Raw genomic sequence first — 14,804 nt, 5'->3', positions numbered from 1 at the left:
CCCGCCCGATGCGGGACAGTGTCACCGCAGGCCGGTCGGGCCAAGCGCCAGCTACCGGGGGTCGACCTGACTCACAAGTCCTTGGGCAGGCTCGCCTTTGCGGCGCAGCGCCAGGTCTTGATGGAGAGATCGGGGTGATTGCCCTGCCACTCCGCCAACGCGCTTTGGGAATTGCGCATGCAGATGAAGGGGTTGGGGTTGCCGAGTGACATGTTGATCCGCTCCTCGTGGCACGTGGCCGGCGCGGACAGAAGACAAACGGACATCAGTAGAAACATCGGCAGGAGCCTCGCGTCCCGGTCGCGGGCTCTTCTTGCCCGCAACCTGCAAACTGGGACGATCCGGCAGACCGGCAAGAGATATCCTGCAGGTCGATGCCGACCGATTTAGCCGGCGGGCGTAAAGAACTCGCCCTTACCGAGCGTCGCGAGGTCACCGGAATAGCGGCGCATACAGCCCTTCAGCAAATCCGCGTGCTTCGTACGCAGCCCGGCAAGCGAGCGGGCGAGAAGGCGCAGGAAGACGAGATCCGGCGTGCCGGTCTCGACGAAGGTCGGTAGAAGAGCACCGTGGCTGCCGGCAACGATAGTGCCGCGGCGCATGCCGTAGCCCGGTTCGGCGCCGAGCGATCCGGCGACGATGGTGCCGGCGATCATACGCGAACCGGCGCGGGCGCCGGCCTTGTCGACCAGTATGATGCCGCGGCGCATGCGATCACCGAGGCCGTCGCCGGCCGTTCCGTGGATGATCAGCGTCGCACCGTCGAGCCCTGCCTTGGCGGCGTAGACAGCTCCACCGGCATGGTCGCCGGCATCGCCCTCGATCGTGATGGTGCCGCCCGTGGCACCAGAAGCCGCGAATGGACCGGCCGATCCGGTGACGATGAGGCTGCCGCCGGCCATGCCGGCGCCGAGGCGCTGGCCGACGTCACCCTCGACACGCACCGTGCCCTGCGAGAGCGAAGCGCCGACGCGGTCGAGCCGTCCCGAACCACCCTCGATGACGAGGCTGTCCGAGCCGTCGAGCGCGATCGAGAAAACGTCGCCGAGGGTCAACCCGCGCCGGCTCGTGCCGACGGGAATCCTGGCGGCATCCGCCTCCGACATCTTGCTCAGCGCGAGCGGATTGATGTTGAGCAGGTCGATCCGCTCCGGCGGCTCGGAGCGCAGCTTGAGCGTGCTCATACGATCGGCCCCTCTCCGAGGAGATCCTTGAGGTGATAGTGATGGCGGCCGAGATTGCCGCCGTAATTGCCGGCCGTCACAGCGATCAGCCCGTGCGCCGCGCCGGCCTTGGTCGAGGCATGCAGCGCCACGCGCATGGACTCGGCCACCGCCTTCGAGGTGAGTGCGTCGATGACGATCTCGAGCACCACGCCGCAATCTGGCGGCAGCGCGGAGCCCGCCCGGCCCTTCAACGTCGGGCAATAGGCGTCGTTGGTCGATGCCATCATGCCCTTGGTGCGGCCGCCGACCTTCGAGCCGGAGCGGACGATACCGCCGGGGAAGGGCAGGATCGCGCCGGGCACGGAGCGGGCCGCGTCGACTGCGATCTCGGCGACCTTCAAGGTCTCCGAATGCGTCCGGCCGAGAAAGAGCAGGTTGCCGCCGCCGACGGCACCGTCGACAGCACGCACCGAATCCTCGCAGAGGAATTCGCCGTCCATCACCGGAATGCGCCAGTAGCGGCGCATCTTGCCGGTCTCGTCGGGCAGGCGCTTGGCGACGGCGAAACCGTCACCGAAGAAGCGGATCGCCCCGCCGAGCTTGATCTTCGTGGGGCCCTCGACGCCGGCGAAGCAGGCCGTGCCGGGGCAGGTCAGGATGCACTGGCCGACACGCTTCAGGAGCTGCTCCTTAAGGCCATTCGGCTCGAAGCCGAACAGCAGGATACGGACGCCGGGGCGCCCATCCGGGGTCTCTTCCGGAGACAGCTCGGCGTCGATGCCGGCTTCTGCGCCGCAGCCGATCACCGAAGTCGCAAAGCCCGTCATCGTCGTGGCCGCGATCATCGCCCATTTGGGCGTGTCGTTGGTCACGATGATCGCGGTGCCGGCAACGTCGAAGGCTTCGGCGAAGGTGTCTTCGACCTTGATGCCGTTGAGGATGAGGTCAGCCATGTCAGTCGCCCGCCGCCTGTCGTCCACGCATCACGCCCGGCATGCGACGTCCTCGAAAATCTCGGTCTCGGGGAAGGCCGCGTCGGGCACTGCGAAGCTGTCGAGCCCCTGGCCGAAGCGGTCCTGAAGATAGGTCTCGCTGCGCTTGACGATCGCTGCATCCGCCTCGACGTCGAGTTCGAGGGTGCGGCCGGAGCGCCAGGACACGACCTCGCCGTCCTCGACGATGGTCTCGCCGTCTTTCAATACGAGGCGGGCATGCGAGAACATCGCCGTGCGGTCCGCGCTGTCGCGATAGACCGCGATGTCGGCCTTGGCGCCGACGCGCAGATGCCCGCGATCGGTCAGGCCCAGGAGTTTCGCCGGTCCCGAGCGGGTCAGCTGCGCGATCTCGCTGAGCGTATACTCGCGCTCGATCGTCGGCAGGGTCGAGCGCTCACCGACGATGGCCGGAAGCGTCGCGATTTCCTTCTCGCGCTCTTCCTTGCTCATCAGCAGGTGGATGATGCGCGGATACTCGGTGAAGACGCCGCCGTTCGGGTGGTCGGTGGTCAGGATGGTGCGCTCAGGGTCCTTCGAGAGCAGCATCAGCTCGAGGCCGATCGCCCATTGCAGGGAGGAGACGCTGCCGCGGGGCTTGTAGAGGAACGGCACCACGCCGCCGCCCTCGGCATCACCCGCCGTCAGCACCCACTTCTTCGGCTTGGCGCCCTTGCGGCCACCGAACTGGCGCAGGATGTCCAGTGAGATCGTCACCGTCTGGCCGAACACGACCTGACCGACGTCGTAGGTGGCGTTGGGATGCGCCTCCATCGCCTCGGTGATCCGCTCGGCCGCCGAGCGGAAGCCGCCCTTGCTCGGGTCGTTCGGGTCGACCACGCCGTAAGCGTAGAACTGGGCGTGCGCGAAGTGGATGCGCCGGCCTTCCGCAGCCTCCAGCGTCGAGACGAACGAGTCGTCGGCGCCGGGAAGACCGAGGTTGTTGCAGTGGACATGCAGCGGGTGCGGCACGCCGATCTCTTCGACGGCATCAAGCAGGGCCGTCATGATCTTGCGGGTCGACAGGCCGTAGACCGGGATTTCGTCGTCGAGGCTGAGCTTCAGCACGCCGTCCTTGAAGGCGGAGGCGCCGCCGGCATTGATGCACTTCACGCCGAGTCCGCGGGCATGGGCCAGGGTGTGGGTCACCAGATCGCGCACCGCATCCTTGCTCTCGCCGTCGCGGAGCAGCTGCAGCAGGTGGTCGTCGTTGCCCATCACCGCGAGCGCGCCGCGGTCGAGCAGCGGAATGTCGGCGAGCTCGAGATGGGTGGCCAGGGCGTTCGACGGCGGGAGGGCCGGCTCGACGGCGGTCGTGTAACCCATGCGCGCATAGTTCGCGCCGACCCATGAGCCCGAGCCGCCGGCATGGGCGAAGGGATGGCCGTTCGGCGCCGACTCGCTGACATAGAGCTCGGGCAGCAGCAGGCGGCTCATCACGACGTTGCCGCCGGCGATGTGCGAGTGAACCTCGACGCCGCCCGCCATCACCACGCAGCCCGAGGCGTCGATGGTGCGGTCGGGCTTGCGCTCCGAGGGGGCGACGACTTGGCCGTCCTCGATCCAGACGTCGCCGACGGCGTCGCGCCCGTCGGTCGGATCGACGACCCGGCCGCCGTGGATACGGGTCAGCATGAGGCGCCTTTCTCTGCGATCTTCTTGGAAATCTCGGCGATCACGCCGGCTGCCGTAGCAGCCACGGTGCCGCTCGTCGCCGGCACGTAGCCGATGACGCCGCGGCGATCGTTCCAGACGGCGCCGCCGGCCGACGATCCGGGCACGCCGACGGTGATGACGATCTCGGCCGTATCCGGCCGCGCCTCGGGGCTATCCTCGCCGACGATAGCGATAGAGGGCAGCTGGGTGAGCCAGTCCGGACGGGGAGCGGGCAGGGAGGCGAGCCAGAGCGCGGCGTCGGCCTCGCCCTCGGCGACTAGGCGGGCGCTGTCGAAGCGCCACGGATCGTGCTCCGGCAGGTGGCGACCGAAGCCGACGCGGGGCGCCTGCCCCGTGGTCCAGGACGCGAGCTGCATCACCGCGCGACCCTGAAACGGGTCGGCCAGACCCAGGGCGAAGAAGCGGGTCTTCTCATTGAGGTCTTTGAGCAGGCCCTGCAGCATTTCGGTGCCGGCCTCGCCGATCTCGCCCGCATCGTAGATCACGACGCCGAACTTCGCGGCGGCGAGCCGGGTCGCGAGGTCGCCGTAGGCTTCCTCACCGGCGAGGTGGCCGCGCACGAAAGCGCGCAGATGGCCGATGGCGACGTCGAGCCCGGCATTGCCGATGCCATAGGCGACATGCCGGCTGGTGCCGTTGCGCGGCCCGCCGAGGGAAAGCACGACGCGCTCCTCACCGGCCGAGAGTCCGCGCACGGGCTTGGAATCGGCAATCTCGGAAACGAGGTCGCCGTCCCAGGGACGGCTGCCGACGACGAGGACGGTGTCGGCACGGCCGAGCGTCTCGGGGGCCGTGGTGGTCAAAGCGCCGCCGGAGCTGAGCGAGCCGAGTTCGGCATAGAGGCCAGGACCGGCGGCCGGATCGAGCGAGGCGCCGATGCGGTCGGCGAGACGGTAGGCGGCACGGACCGCGGCGACGTCGGCGCAAAGCCCGGCGAAAACCGGTGTGCGCGCCGCGCTGAGCAGAGCGGCGGCCGCCGCGACGGCAGCGTCCGTGTCGGCCGCGTCTCCCTTGACCCAGGCTGCCATGGTCCTCCCCGTCCAAAACGTCGTCGCCGACCCTCGTGACGGACCGGCCGAAGCCGACCTGCCGCGAGAGGCACACTGCGAAAAAGTCATTCCGCGACCGGCGGTCGGCAGAGGCGGCTTTTGCATCCGCCAATGACGCCCGGCAAGCCCTGTGGGGGAGATTTCACAAGCCCGCACCGTAAGATCGGCCCGAGTCCGGGGCTTAACGGGGCCGGTCGGATCAGGAGGTCGGCGTGCGGATCCGGCACCGTCCGGCGCTGCGAACTTGGCCCATCGGCCCGGTTGTTCCCGGCGCCTTCGCGTGGGACAAGCCGCCCGATATCGGCCGGCGCGACACCTCGCCCGGTCGTACGAGACAGGGAAGGGGATCGTCGTGGCCGAGTCCGGGGAGAGGATGGGCGCAAGCACGACGGGCTCCGTCAGGGCTCCGCAGGGCGATGTCGCGCGCCCCGGTGCTCCCGCCGCCGTCAGGGTCCGCGCCCCGGCCCGGCTGCATTTCGGCTTCCTCGACATGCATGGCGGTCTCGGTCGCCGCTTCGGCAGCATCGGGCTCGCCATCGACACGCCGGCCCTGCAGATCAAGGCGAGCGTGGCCGCGCGGGCCTCGGCCAAAGGCGCGGAAGCGGAGCGCATCCGCTCTTATCTGCTCGCCGCGGCCGCCCATCTCGAAGTCTCCGATGCCGTGGCGGTGGAGGTCGAGGAGGCGATCCCGGCCCATGCCGGCTTCGGCTCCGGCACGCAGCTCGCCCTTGCCGTCGCCGCAGCGCTCGCCCGGCTTAACGGCCGTGCCGTCGACCTCCTCGACTTCGCCGACGTCCTAGACCGCGGCAACCGCTCTGGCGTCGGCCTAGCCGCCTTCACCGAGGGCGGCCTCATCGTCGACGGCGGCCGAGACGGTAGCGGCTCGCCGCCGCCCGTGATCTCGCGCATGCCCTGGCCGGAGGCGTGGCGCGTGGTGCTGATCCTCGACGATGGCGCCACGGGCGTCCATGGCGGCAGCGAATCGGAGGCGTTTCGTGATCTCCCGCCCTTCGAGGAAGCCCGCGCCGCCGAGATCTGCCGCATCGCGCTGATGCAGGTCCTCCCGTCCGTCGCGACGGGCGACCTCGACGGCTTCGGCCGGGGCATCACCACGATCCAGGAGCGGATCGGCGATTATTTCGCGCCCCATCAAGGTGGCCGCTACGCCAGCGCCGCCGTCGCCGAGGTCCTGCAGGCCGTGGCGGCGCGCGGCGTGTCCGGCTACGGTCAAAGCTCATGGGGGCCGACCGGCTTCGCGCTCATGCCCTCCGAGCATGAGGCACAGCAACTCGTCGCATCCCTGGAGCGCCCCGGCCGCCTGCGCTTCGTCATCGCCAAGGGGCGAAACGAAGGCGCTTCGGTCTCGGATATCTAGACAATTTCTTTTCGACGACTCAAGAAACCTGCGCTTGACCGGCGACGGTCCCATCGGCTTTGCAACGGCGCGCGGTTCGCCAGAGACCCGCACGGGACACAAGGACACCAACCATGGCCCGCTCGATCCTGCACATGCTGACGCCGCTCAAGCACATGAGCCCGTTCGACGTGAACATGGCGATCGACGCCGGCTTCGAGACCATCGTCACCTACACCGAGGTCAACCTCGCCGACGTAGTCTCCCTCACCCAGGATTCGATCTTTTCCCGCGCGCCCGACGACGGCGTGCGCACCGGTCTGTTCATCGGCGGCAAGAACGCCGAGGACGCCCTCGACATGGTGGACCGGGCCAAGAAGGCCTTCGTGCCGCCCTTCGCCAACCACATCTTCGCGGACCCGGCAGGCTCCTTCACCACGGGCGCCGCCATGGTCGCCGAGGTCTCGCGCGCACTGAAGGCGAAGTTCGGCACCGACTTGAAGGGCAAGCGCATCGTGATCTTCGGCGGCGCCGGCGTCGTCGCCTACGTCGCCGCGGTGATCGGCGCGCTCGAAGGCGCCAAGAGCGTCCTCGTCGGCCACGACGGCGAGGAGCGCGTCTCCAAGATCGCCTTCACCATGAAATGGCGCTTCGGCATCGACGTCGACGCCGTCGACGGCACCAGCCCCGAAGACCGCCGCAAGGCGATCGAGAACGCCGACGTAATCCTTTCGGCCGGCCCCGCCGGCATTCCGATCCTGTCGGCGACCGACCTCGAATCGGCGCCGAAGCTGCTCGTCGCGTCCGACGTCAATGCCGTGCCGCCGGCCGGCATCGCCGGCATCGACGTCAACGCCAAGGATGTGGCGCTCCCCACCGGCAAGGGCGTCGGCATCGGTGCGCTCGCCGTCGGCAACGTCAAGTACCAGACACAGTGCCGCCTGTTCCGGCGCATGCTGGACGCCGACCAGCCGCTCTGCCTCGATTTTCGCGATGCCTACAAGCTCGCGGTCGAGATCGCGGGCTGACGGTCCCCGTCACCATGCGGGAGGGCGATGCGGTCCTGATCGCGGCCCAGTCCGGGCGGGCGCTCGCTCAGGCCGCGCGCCGGGCAGGCCTGCGCCCGTTCGTGCTCGATCTTTTCGGAGATGTGGACACGCTCGACCTCGTCGAGGCACACCGGACCTTGCCCGGCCGCTTCGGCACCGGCCGGCACGGCACCGATACCGTGCTGGCGGGGCTCGATGCGCTGGCCGAACTGGCCGGCAACCGCACCCTCGGCGTCATCCTGGGCAGCGGCTTCGAGGGCGCGCCGGCGTTGATGGCGCGTATCGCCGGGCGCCACCGCCTCATCGGCGCCGGCCCCGGCACCGTGGCTGCTCTGAAGGATCCCATGCTGTTCGCCGCGCTTTGCGAGCGGCTCGCCATCCCGCATCCGCGCATCACGACGAAGCCCGTGGCCGATCGCGCTGCGTGGCTGACGAAACGCTCGGGCGGTTCCGGCGGCTCTCACATCCGCTCAGCGACGGCAGGGTCGGCTCCGCCCGGACACTACTTCCAGGCCCGCGTGCCGGGGCGCGCCTGCGCGCTGAATTTCCTGGCCGACGGTCGCGATGTGGCCGTGCTGTCGCTCACCGAGCAATGGAGCCGGCCGAGCGCCCTGCGTCCGTTCCGCTTCGCCGGTGCGGTCGCCCCAGGACGCGACGAGCCTTCGCCCGTTTCGGCCGACATGCTCGCCGTCTTCACCGATGCGATCGCCCGCCTCGCCGAGGCGACGGCGCTGCGCGGCATCGCCAGCGCGGACCTGCTCGTGGACGGCGCCCGTTGGTGGCTGCTGGAGATCAACCCACGGCCCGGCGCAACCCTCGACGCCCTCGATCGCCGACCGGCGCCGCTGCTCGCGGCCCATATCGAGGCAAGCCTCGGACGCATGCCTCGGCTCGATCCGCCGCCGGTGGATGCGGCGGGCTCCGAAATCTGTTACGCGGCGCGGCGTTACGCCTCCGTACCGCCGCTCGACTGGCCCGATTTCGCGCGGGACCGTCCCCGCGACGGCTCGTCCGTCGCGCGCGACGCACCGTTCTGCACGGTGACCGCGTGCGGGCCGGATACGGCGGCCGTCAGACACACATTGCGGGAGAGGGCCGGCACGATCGCCGCCCTCCTCGATGGGAGAACGGATCTTCATGGGTACCGACATCAAGCCGCCGAGCATCAACGCGCTGACGGCTCCGCTCATCGACCGGCTCGTCGCTGACGCCGACGTCCTGCGCCTCGCGGTCGCACACGAGAGCGGCGCCCGCATGATCGATGCGGGCTCGCAGGTGCGCGGCTCGATCGAAGCCGGCCGCCGCCTCGCCGAGATCTGCCTCGGCGGCCTCGGCACCGTCTCGATCGTGCCCACCGGCCCGGTGGCGTCTTGGCCCTACTCGGTGGTGGTCCACACCTCCGATCCGGTATTGGCCTGCCTCGGCAGCCAGTATGCCGGCTGGAGCCTTGCCGACGAGACCGGCGATTCTGGCTTCTTCGCCCTCGGCTCGGGCCCCGGCCGCGCCGTCGCGGTCGTCGAGGAGCTCTACAAGGAGCTCGGCTATCACGACTCCGCCGACAAGACCGTGCTCGTCCTCGAATCGGCCAGCGCTCCGCCGGCCTCCGTCGTGGCCAAGGTCGCCGAGGCCACCAAGCTGCGTCCCGAGGACCTGACATTCATCTACGCCCCGACCCAGAGCCTCGCCGGTTCCACCCAGGTCGTCGCCCGCGTCCTCGAAGTCGCGCTGCACAAGGCCCACACCGTCGGCTTCGACCTGCATGCGATCCTCGACGGCATCGGTTCGGCCCCGCTCTCGCCGCCGCACCCGGACTTCATCAAGGCGATGGGCCGGACCAACGACGCCATCATCTATGGCGGCCGCGTCCAGCTCTTCGTCGATGCCGACGACGCGGACGCCAAGCAGCTCGCGGAGCAACTGCCCTCGACTTCGTCGAGCGATCACGGCTCCCCCTTCGCCGAGATCTTCTCGAAGGTGAACGGCGACTTCTACAAGATCGACGGCGCGCTGTTCTCGCCGGCCGAAGCCATCGTCACCTCGGTCCGCACCGGCAGCACCTTCCGTGGCGGCCGGCTCGAGCCGAGCCTCGTGGACGCGTCGTTCTCGTAAGCGCGACGCGAAACACTCCCCTCGACAGATCTCGGGTTCGCCCGTGATCTGCACTTTGCAAAGTACAAATCGGGCAGGCCCGACTTGTACGGGGAGGGTGCCCTGCGGATGCAGGGCGGCAGAGGGGCCGGCTCAGGTCCACCCGGAAACGGCGCTCCCCTCTCCTGACCCGCTTCGCGGGCCGCCCTCTCCCGCAGAGGGGAGAGGGTTCGCGAGAAGACTGGAAACGCATGCGCATCGGGCTCGCCGCCGATAACGGCAATTGGCACAAGGGACGGCTGCGCGGAGCCTTCGAATCCCTCGGGATTGAACCCATGCTGTTCTCCCTCGACGACGTCGCTATCGTCACCGGCGGCGGCGAGCCCCTGCGTGTGCCCGGCTTCGACGACGGGCAGTTGCCCGACGGCGTGCTGCTCCGGACGATCGCCGGCGGCACCTTCGAGGCGACCACCATGCGCCTCGGCGTGCTGCACGCGCTGGTCTCGGCCGGCGTCACCGTCTGGAACTCGCCGACCGCGATCGAGCGCTCGGTGGACAAGGCGGCGACCAGCCTCGCCATCGCCCGCGCCGGCCTGCCGACGCCGGACACGTTTGTGTTCTCCAAGCGCGAGGCGGCCGCCGCCCTGATCGAGCGCGAGGCGCGGCCCGGCCGCCCCATCGTCCTGAAGCCGTTGTTCGGCTCGCAGGGCGAGGGTCTGATGCTGATCGAGCGGCCGGAGGATCTGCCGAGCGAGGAGGCGGTCAACCGGGTCTACTATCTGCAGCGCTACGTCGCCCGCCGCGACGGGCTCTGGCGCGACTACCGCGTCTTCGTCTGCGAAGGCCGGGCCATCGCCGGCATGATCCGCGAAGGCGACGGCTGGATCACCAACGTGCATCTCGGGGGCCGGCCCTTCGCCTGGGAGTTGCCGCCCAAAGCCGCCGAACTCGCCGAGGCCGCCGCCGCCGCCATCGGCGTCGACTATACCGGCGTCGATCTGGTCGAGGACGGGGAGGGCGGGTTTCTGGTCCTCGAAGTCAATTCGATGCCGGCCTGGTCGGGTCTGCAGAAGGTCACCGAGGTCGACATCGCCGGCAGCGTGGTGCGCGGCTTTCTCGGTGCGCTCCGCGCGGCCCGCCCGCCGCGACTGATGGCGGCGCAGGGGTGATGGCGTCGCCCGCCACCAAGGCGCTCTCGGCGGAGGTGATCACCGACCTCTACCGAGCCGCCTGCCTCGCCGAACTCGATGCGCTGAAGGTCGGCAACGTTCACGCCTATGCGGCAGGCCACCGCATGGAGGTCGCGGATTTCGAGACCAGTGCCACCGTGTCGGCTCCCCAACTGGCAAGGGCGGCCGCCTCGGTAGGAGAGCGTGTCCGTGGGGGAGTCGAGGCGACCGTCGCCGCGGTGGGGCAGAACACCAATCTCGGCATTCTCCTGCTCTGCGCCCCCCTTGCGCTGGCATCTGAGATTCCGGCCGAACTCCGAAGCGCCCTGAACCGGGTGCTCGACGCCCTCGATGAAGCGGACGGCGCAGACGTCTTCGAAGCGATTCGGCGTGCCAATCCCGGCGGGCTCGGCAAGGCCGACCGCTACGACGTGACCGCCGACGCGCCAGCGGTCACGCTGCGGGCGGCCATGGCGGAGGCTGCCCCCCGCGATCGCATCGCACGCGCGTATGTCACCGGTTTCGCCGACCTGTTCGAGGTCGGCTTGACCGCCCTGGAAACCGCCCGCGCACAGGGCCTCGCCGCGCCCTGGACCACCACTGCAGTCCATCTCGCCTTTCTCGCCGAAGTCCCCGACAGCCACATCGCCCGCAAGCACGGGCCGGACACGGCCGAGGCGATCCGGCGGGAAACCGCCACCACGTTCCGCGGGCTCGATCTCCGAACGCAGCCGGTCGAAGCGCTGCTGGCCTACGATCGTCGGCTCAAGGCGGCGGGCATCAATCCCGGAACGAGCGCCGATTTCACTGTCGCAACATTGTTTGCCGACACGCTGCTCAGGGCACGCGGAGAGTGGCTCGCCTAGCGAAACGGCAAGGCACAAAAGGTTCCGGCTGCCATGCGTCGGAAGGGCAAAAAATTACCGATTTCAGAGCCTTGCGCGGGTTGTTCGGTGCGGAGGCTCGCTGTACGGTCCGCGCCGCTGTCCGGGATAACCGGCTCGGCTCCTTCGTCGAGCGCCGAGAACAAGGACGGCCTTAGGCTGCGCCCACGAGGGAGCGCGGCCTTTTTCCGAGGAATCCAGGGAGATCCCCCGAATGGCAACGATCAACAAAGTTCAGGTCGGCGAAGCACTCGTCGGCGACGGCAATGAGGTCGCTCACATCGACCTGATCATCGGACCGCGCGGTTCGCCGGCCGAGACGGCTTTCTGCAACGGCCTCGTGAACAACAAGCACGGCTTCACCAGCCTGCTCGCAGTCATCGCGCCGAACCTGCCGTGCAAGCCCAACACGCTGATGTTCAACAAGGTCACCATCAACGACGCCCGTCAGGCCGTCCAGATGTTCGGCCCCGCCCAGCACGGCGTCGCCAAGGCTGTCCAGGACGCGGTTGCCGAAGGCACCATCCCGGCTTCCGAAGCCGACGACCTGTTCATCCTGGTCGGCGTGTTCATCCACTGGGAAGCGGCTGACGACGCCAAGATCCAGAAGTACAACTACGAGGCTACCAAGCTCTCGATCGAGCGCGCTGTGCGCGGCGAGCCGAAGGCTTCGGTCGTCACCGAGCAGCGCAACTCCGCGACCCACCCCTTCGCAGCGAACGCTTAGATCGGGGACAGTTCTGGGCAGAGTTCGCCTCCGCCTGCTCCGCGGGGCCTGCTCCAGCGACTGGCCTCCATCTTCCTTGGACGCTAACGAGATCGGGACGGCGCAAGCCGTCCCTTTCTTTTTGTCCCGATAGAACGCGCCGGCCGGTACCGACGGCGGCCGAAAACCTACCCGCGCAGCGTCCCGTCGTGGATCGCCGACGCCACGAGCGCCCCGGCAGCGCCGAGGGATTGCAACGCCAGGATGTCGTCCGGCCCGCGAACCCCGCCGGCGCCATGGATAGACACGGTGGGTGCCAGGGTGATCGCCCGGATGAGTGCCAGGGTGTCCACCCCCCTATTGGCCCCGATGCTCGCCAGGGTCATAACTATGACGTCGCGAGGCCACAGCGACGGGTCCGCGTGCAAATCCGGCGGACCGAGCAGCACGTCGCCCCGGCTGTCGAGGGAGAGCACGGCCCGATTGCCCAGCGCACGGACCAGGCGGGAATCGGTCTGGCTCTCGCTGCCGATCACCGGCCGGCCGAGCCCTTCGCCGAGGAACGCCTCGACCCCGGCCAGATCCGAAAACCCGGCATCGACCCAGAGCTCGACGTCGGGACAGGCCGCCCGGATCGCCCGGAGGCTGGCGAGGTCCGGCGCGCGGCCCTCCACGATGGCGTCGAGGTCGGCGACGTAGAGAATCTCGGCCGGGTAGGCGGCGAGAAGGCCGCGGGCGATGTCGGCGGGGGCCGATCCGCTGGCCAAAGGGGTGCGGATCGGGGCATAGGCGTCGCGGTCGCCCGCGCGGGCGCGCACGACGCAGCCGCCGCGCAGGTCGATCACCGGAATCACCCGGAACGCCATTTTTCTTATCCCCCAGCGAGATGCCCGTGAGCCGACCCGCGCACGACCAAACTCCCAAAAAAATCGGGTGGGATCTCGGGGGGGTGCATGTCAAGGCGGCGCTGGTCGAGGGCGGCCGCGTGCACGAGGCGGTGCAGGCGCCGTGCAAGCTCTGGCGCGGTATCCCGGCCCTCGACGAGACCTTTTCGAAGCTACTCCCCGATTGGGCCCGCGAAGAAGCCGACCACGCCGTCACCATGACGGGTGAGCTGACCGATTGCTTCAAGGACCGCGGCGACGGCGTGGCGCAACTCGCGGCCTGGGCCGCCGCGAACCTCAAGGGCCGCGTGCGGATCTATGCCGGCCGCTCCGGCTTCGTCACGCTGGAGGCCGCGGAGGCGCAAGCCGCCGACATCGCCTCGGCCAACTGGCACGCCACCGCCGCCCTCGTCGGCCGCCACGTCGCCAATGCGCTGCTGGTCGATATCGGCTCGACCACCTCCGACCTGATCCCGATCGTCGGCGGCCGGCCCGCCTCCACCGGTTACAGCGACGCCGAGCGCCTGGAGACCGGCGAGCTCGTCTATTCCGGCGTGGTGCGCACGGCCCTGCCGGCGCTCGCCACGCACGCCCCCTGGGCCGGTCGGCGCACGGCGCTCATGGCCGAATCCTTCGCCACCACCGCCGACATCCACCGCCTGCTCGGCGATCTCCCCGAGGGCGCCGACCAGCAGCACAGCGCCGATCTCAAGGGCAAGTCGATCGCGGAATCCGAGACGCGCCTCTCGCGCATCATCGGCCGCGATCACTCCGAGGGGTCCGAGGCGGCATGGCGTGCGCTCGCGGCCTGGTTCGCCGAGGCCCAGCTCCGCCCCCTCCACAACGCCGCCGCGACGCTGCTCTCCCGCTCCGACCTCCCGCCGGACGCGCCGCTGGTGATCTGCGGCGCCGGGAGCTTTCTGGCCGAACGCCTTGCCCGCCGTCTCGGCCGCCCAGCCCGGGCCTTCACCGGCGTGATCGCCGACAGCCTCGCGGACCGCGACGCCGGCTGGATCTCGACCTGCGGGCCGGCCGTGGCGGTCGGGCTGCTGGCGGAGGATTGAGTCCACCGGCATTTTTAGCCCGAACGGACTGTAGAACCCTTACGGCCCCCGACACGCCATCACGCCCGCGGCCTGGACCACGCTAAGGGCCTTGCGCCGCACGCCGAGCGGAAGGCCTGGCCGATCGGCGACAAGCGCGGCGTCCCGCGCCAGATCCCGGTCGCAGGCGCATGAGGCGTAGCCGGCCGTGTCGTAGCAAGCGTCGTGGCGCATGCAGGCCGCGTCGAGGTCGTCGGTGGGCGGCAAGCCTTCGCCCCGCTGGCCGGCCCCGCAATAATTGCCGTGAAACAGCTCCGTCCCAGCCAGCACGTTGGCGAGGTTCGCGTCCGGCTGTGGCGTTCCGGCAGGCGCGTCGCCGGCATTGAGATCGTTGGCCGGACCGCCGGCCTTCGCGGCCGAGCCGCGCAGGGTCTTGGGGATCGCCGAACCGGAACCCGGCTCGGCCAAGCTCTCGGCGTTGCGCGAATTCGGCTCGGACAGGTCCGGGAGCGGCGGCGGAGGGCCCGGAACCGTGGTCTCCTCCGGTGACGCCGGCACCTCGGTCTGCGCCAGGGTGCCGGACGCGGCGGCCATCAAGACGAGGGCGAGCAGGGGCCTGAGCAGGATCACGATGGTTGCACTCGGTTCGACCGGACCAGTAAGCCCCGGCTCGACAATCCGGTTCCGCCCGTGCTTTGCGGAAGACCTTCACGGCGCGAAGCCGAGCCGATCCACCCGACACG

The 14,804-nt window shown here is 69.5% G+C and carries 15 protein-coding genes; 8 read left to right on the top strand and 7 right to left on the bottom strand.

From position 1 onward, the window contains the following. Positions 1–71: 71 nt before the first annotated feature. The 5 genes from FV217_RS10225 to FV217_RS10205 all read right to left on the bottom strand — a co-directional run bounded on the left by FV217_RS10225 (position 72) and on the right by FV217_RS10205 (position 4,863). Positions 72–212 carry a hypothetical protein gene (locus FV217_RS10225; RefSeq protein ID WP_238230609.1) on the bottom strand — a complete coding sequence of 47 codons (141 nt, stop codon included), beginning with the start codon at positions 210–212 and terminating at the stop codon, positions 72–74. Between the two features lie 174 nt (positions 213–386). Further along, positions 387–1,184 (bottom strand): formylmethanofuran dehydrogenase subunit C, encoded by a 798-nt coding sequence (locus tag FV217_RS10220; RefSeq protein ID WP_147817079.1) that lies wholly within the window; start codon positions 1,182–1,184, stop codon positions 387–389. Further along, positions 1,181–2,119 (bottom strand): formylmethanofuran--tetrahydromethanopterin N-formyltransferase, encoded by a 939-nt coding sequence (gene fhcD, locus FV217_RS10215; protein WP_147817078.1) that lies wholly within the window; start codon positions 2,117–2,119, stop codon positions 1,181–1,183. The genes FV217_RS10220 and fhcD overlap by 4 nt, the downstream gene beginning before the upstream one ends. Before the next feature lie 30 nt (positions 2,120–2,149). After that, positions 2,150–3,793, bottom strand: a complete 1,644-nt coding sequence (locus tag FV217_RS10210; protein WP_147817077.1) for a formylmethanofuran dehydrogenase subunit A — start codon at positions 3,791–3,793, stop codon at positions 2,150–2,152. Next, positions 3,787–4,863: a formyltransferase gene (locus tag FV217_RS10205; protein ID WP_147817076.1), complete on the bottom strand. Its 1,077-nt coding sequence runs from the start codon at positions 4,861–4,863 to the stop codon at positions 3,787–3,789. Before FV217_RS10205 ends, FV217_RS10210 begins: the two co-directional genes overlap by 7 nt. A gap of 373 nt (positions 4,864–5,236) precedes the next feature. On the opposite strand from FV217_RS10205, the gene FV217_RS10200 reads away from it, so the two are divergent. The 7 genes from FV217_RS10200 to fae all read left to right on the top strand — a co-directional run bounded on the left by FV217_RS10200 (position 5,237) and on the right by fae (position 12,155). Next, positions 5,237–6,259: a beta-ribofuranosylaminobenzene 5'-phosphate synthase family protein gene (locus FV217_RS10200; protein ID WP_348641959.1), complete on the top strand. Its 1,023-nt coding sequence runs from the start codon at positions 5,237–5,239 to the stop codon at positions 6,257–6,259. Positions 6,260–6,372: 113 nt separating this feature from the next. Continuing rightward, on the top strand, positions 6,373–7,266 hold the full coding sequence (locus FV217_RS10195; protein ID WP_147817074.1) for an NADP-dependent methylenetetrahydromethanopterin/methylenetetrahydrofolate dehydrogenase: 894 nt from the start codon (positions 6,373–6,375) through the stop codon (positions 7,264–7,266). A 14-nt stretch (positions 7,267–7,280) separates the two neighbouring features. Further along, a complete protein-coding gene (locus FV217_RS10190; RefSeq protein ID WP_187272515.1) occupies positions 7,281–8,495 on the top strand; it encodes an ATP-grasp domain-containing protein in 1,215 nt (404 codons plus the stop codon). Further along, complete coding sequence (gene mch / locus FV217_RS10185) at positions 8,425–9,396, top strand: methenyltetrahydromethanopterin cyclohydrolase (protein ID WP_147817073.1); 972 nt, start codon at positions 8,425–8,427, stop codon at positions 9,394–9,396. The genes FV217_RS10190 and mch overlap by 71 nt, the downstream gene beginning before the upstream one ends. 230 nt (positions 9,397–9,626) lie before the next feature. After that, positions 9,627–10,544 carry a RimK family alpha-L-glutamate ligase gene (locus FV217_RS10180; RefSeq protein ID WP_147817072.1) on the top strand — a complete coding sequence of 306 codons (918 nt, stop codon included), beginning with the start codon at positions 9,627–9,629 and terminating at the stop codon, positions 10,542–10,544. Next, positions 10,544–11,410: a triphosphoribosyl-dephospho-CoA synthase gene (locus tag FV217_RS10175; RefSeq protein WP_147817071.1), complete on the top strand. Its 867-nt coding sequence runs from the start codon at positions 10,544–10,546 to the stop codon at positions 11,408–11,410. The genes FV217_RS10180 and FV217_RS10175 overlap by 1 nt, the downstream gene beginning before the upstream one ends. Positions 11,411–11,642: 232 nt before the next feature. Continuing rightward, positions 11,643–12,155 (top strand): 5,6,7,8-tetrahydromethanopterin hydro-lyase, encoded by a 513-nt coding sequence (gene fae, locus FV217_RS10170; protein ID WP_147817070.1) that lies wholly within the window; start codon positions 11,643–11,645, stop codon positions 12,153–12,155. A gap of 167 nt (positions 12,156–12,322) precedes the next feature. On the opposite strand, the gene FV217_RS10165 is transcribed toward fae, so the two are convergent. Then, a complete protein-coding gene (locus tag FV217_RS10165) occupies positions 12,323–13,000 on the bottom strand; it encodes a HisA/HisF-related TIM barrel protein (RefSeq protein ID WP_147817069.1) in 678 nt (225 codons plus the stop codon). 26 nt (positions 13,001–13,026) lie between these two features. On the opposite strand from FV217_RS10165, the gene FV217_RS10160 reads away from it, so the two are divergent. Next, complete coding sequence (locus FV217_RS10160; protein WP_246682758.1) at positions 13,027–14,082, top strand: hydantoinase/oxoprolinase family protein; 1,056 nt, start codon at positions 13,027–13,029, stop codon at positions 14,080–14,082. A 39-nt stretch (positions 14,083–14,121) separates the two neighbouring features. Here the strand turns inward: FV217_RS10160 and FV217_RS10155 are convergent, their stop codons facing one another. Next, on the bottom strand, positions 14,122–14,673 hold the full coding sequence (locus tag FV217_RS10155) for a hypothetical protein (RefSeq protein ID WP_147817101.1): 552 nt from the start codon (positions 14,671–14,673) through the stop codon (positions 14,122–14,124). Positions 14,674–14,804: the final 131 nt, after the last annotated feature.

It is taken from the genome of Methylobacterium sp. WL9, from assembly GCF_008040035.1.
Taxonomy (GTDB): Bacteria; Pseudomonadota; Alphaproteobacteria; order Rhizobiales; family Beijerinckiaceae; genus Methylobacterium; species Methylobacterium thuringiense.
The sequence above is the reverse complement of the archived record's forward strand: the minus strand, read 5'-3'. Positions and strand labels throughout refer to the sequence as shown.

What these genes read in the sequence shown, in the direction of transcription:
- FV217_RS10220 (WP_147817079.1), bottom strand. Translation starts at nt 1,184, where the DNA reads ATGAGCACGCTCAAGCTGCGCTCCGAGCCGCCGGAGCGGATCGACCTG.
- FV217_RS10195 (WP_147817074.1), top strand. Translation starts at nt 6,373, where the DNA reads ATGGCCCGCTCGATCCTGCACATGCTGACGCCGCTCAAGCACATGAGC.
- mch (WP_147817073.1), top strand. Translation starts at nt 8,425, where the DNA reads ATGGGTACCGACATCAAGCCGCCGAGCATCAACGCGCTGACGGCTCCG.
- FV217_RS10225 (WP_238230609.1), bottom strand. Translation starts at nt 212, where the DNA reads ATGTCACTCGGCAACCCCAACCCCTTCATCTGCATGCGCAATTCCCAA.
- FV217_RS10180 (WP_147817072.1), top strand. Translation starts at nt 9,627, where the DNA reads ATGCGCATCGGGCTCGCCGCCGATAACGGCAATTGGCACAAGGGACGG.
- FV217_RS10165 (WP_147817069.1), bottom strand. Translation starts at nt 13,000, where the DNA reads ATGGCGTTCCGGGTGATTCCGGTGATCGACCTGCGCGGCGGCTGCGTC.
- FV217_RS10190 (WP_187272515.1), top strand. Translation starts at nt 7,281, where the DNA reads ATGCGGGAGGGCGATGCGGTCCTGATCGCGGCCCAGTCCGGGCGGGCG.
- FV217_RS10175 (WP_147817071.1), top strand. Translation starts at nt 10,544, where the DNA reads ATGGCGTCGCCCGCCACCAAGGCGCTCTCGGCGGAGGTGATCACCGAC.
- fhcD (WP_147817078.1), bottom strand. Translation starts at nt 2,119, where the DNA reads ATGGCTGACCTCATCCTCAACGGCATCAAGGTCGAAGACACCTTCGCC.
- FV217_RS10205 (WP_147817076.1), bottom strand. Translation starts at nt 4,863, where the DNA reads ATGGCAGCCTGGGTCAAGGGAGACGCGGCCGACACGGACGCTGCCGTC.
- FV217_RS10210 (WP_147817077.1), bottom strand. Translation starts at nt 3,793, where the DNA reads ATGCTGACCCGTATCCACGGCGGCCGGGTCGTCGATCCGACCGACGGG.
- fae (WP_147817070.1), top strand. Translation starts at nt 11,643, where the DNA reads ATGGCAACGATCAACAAAGTTCAGGTCGGCGAAGCACTCGTCGGCGAC.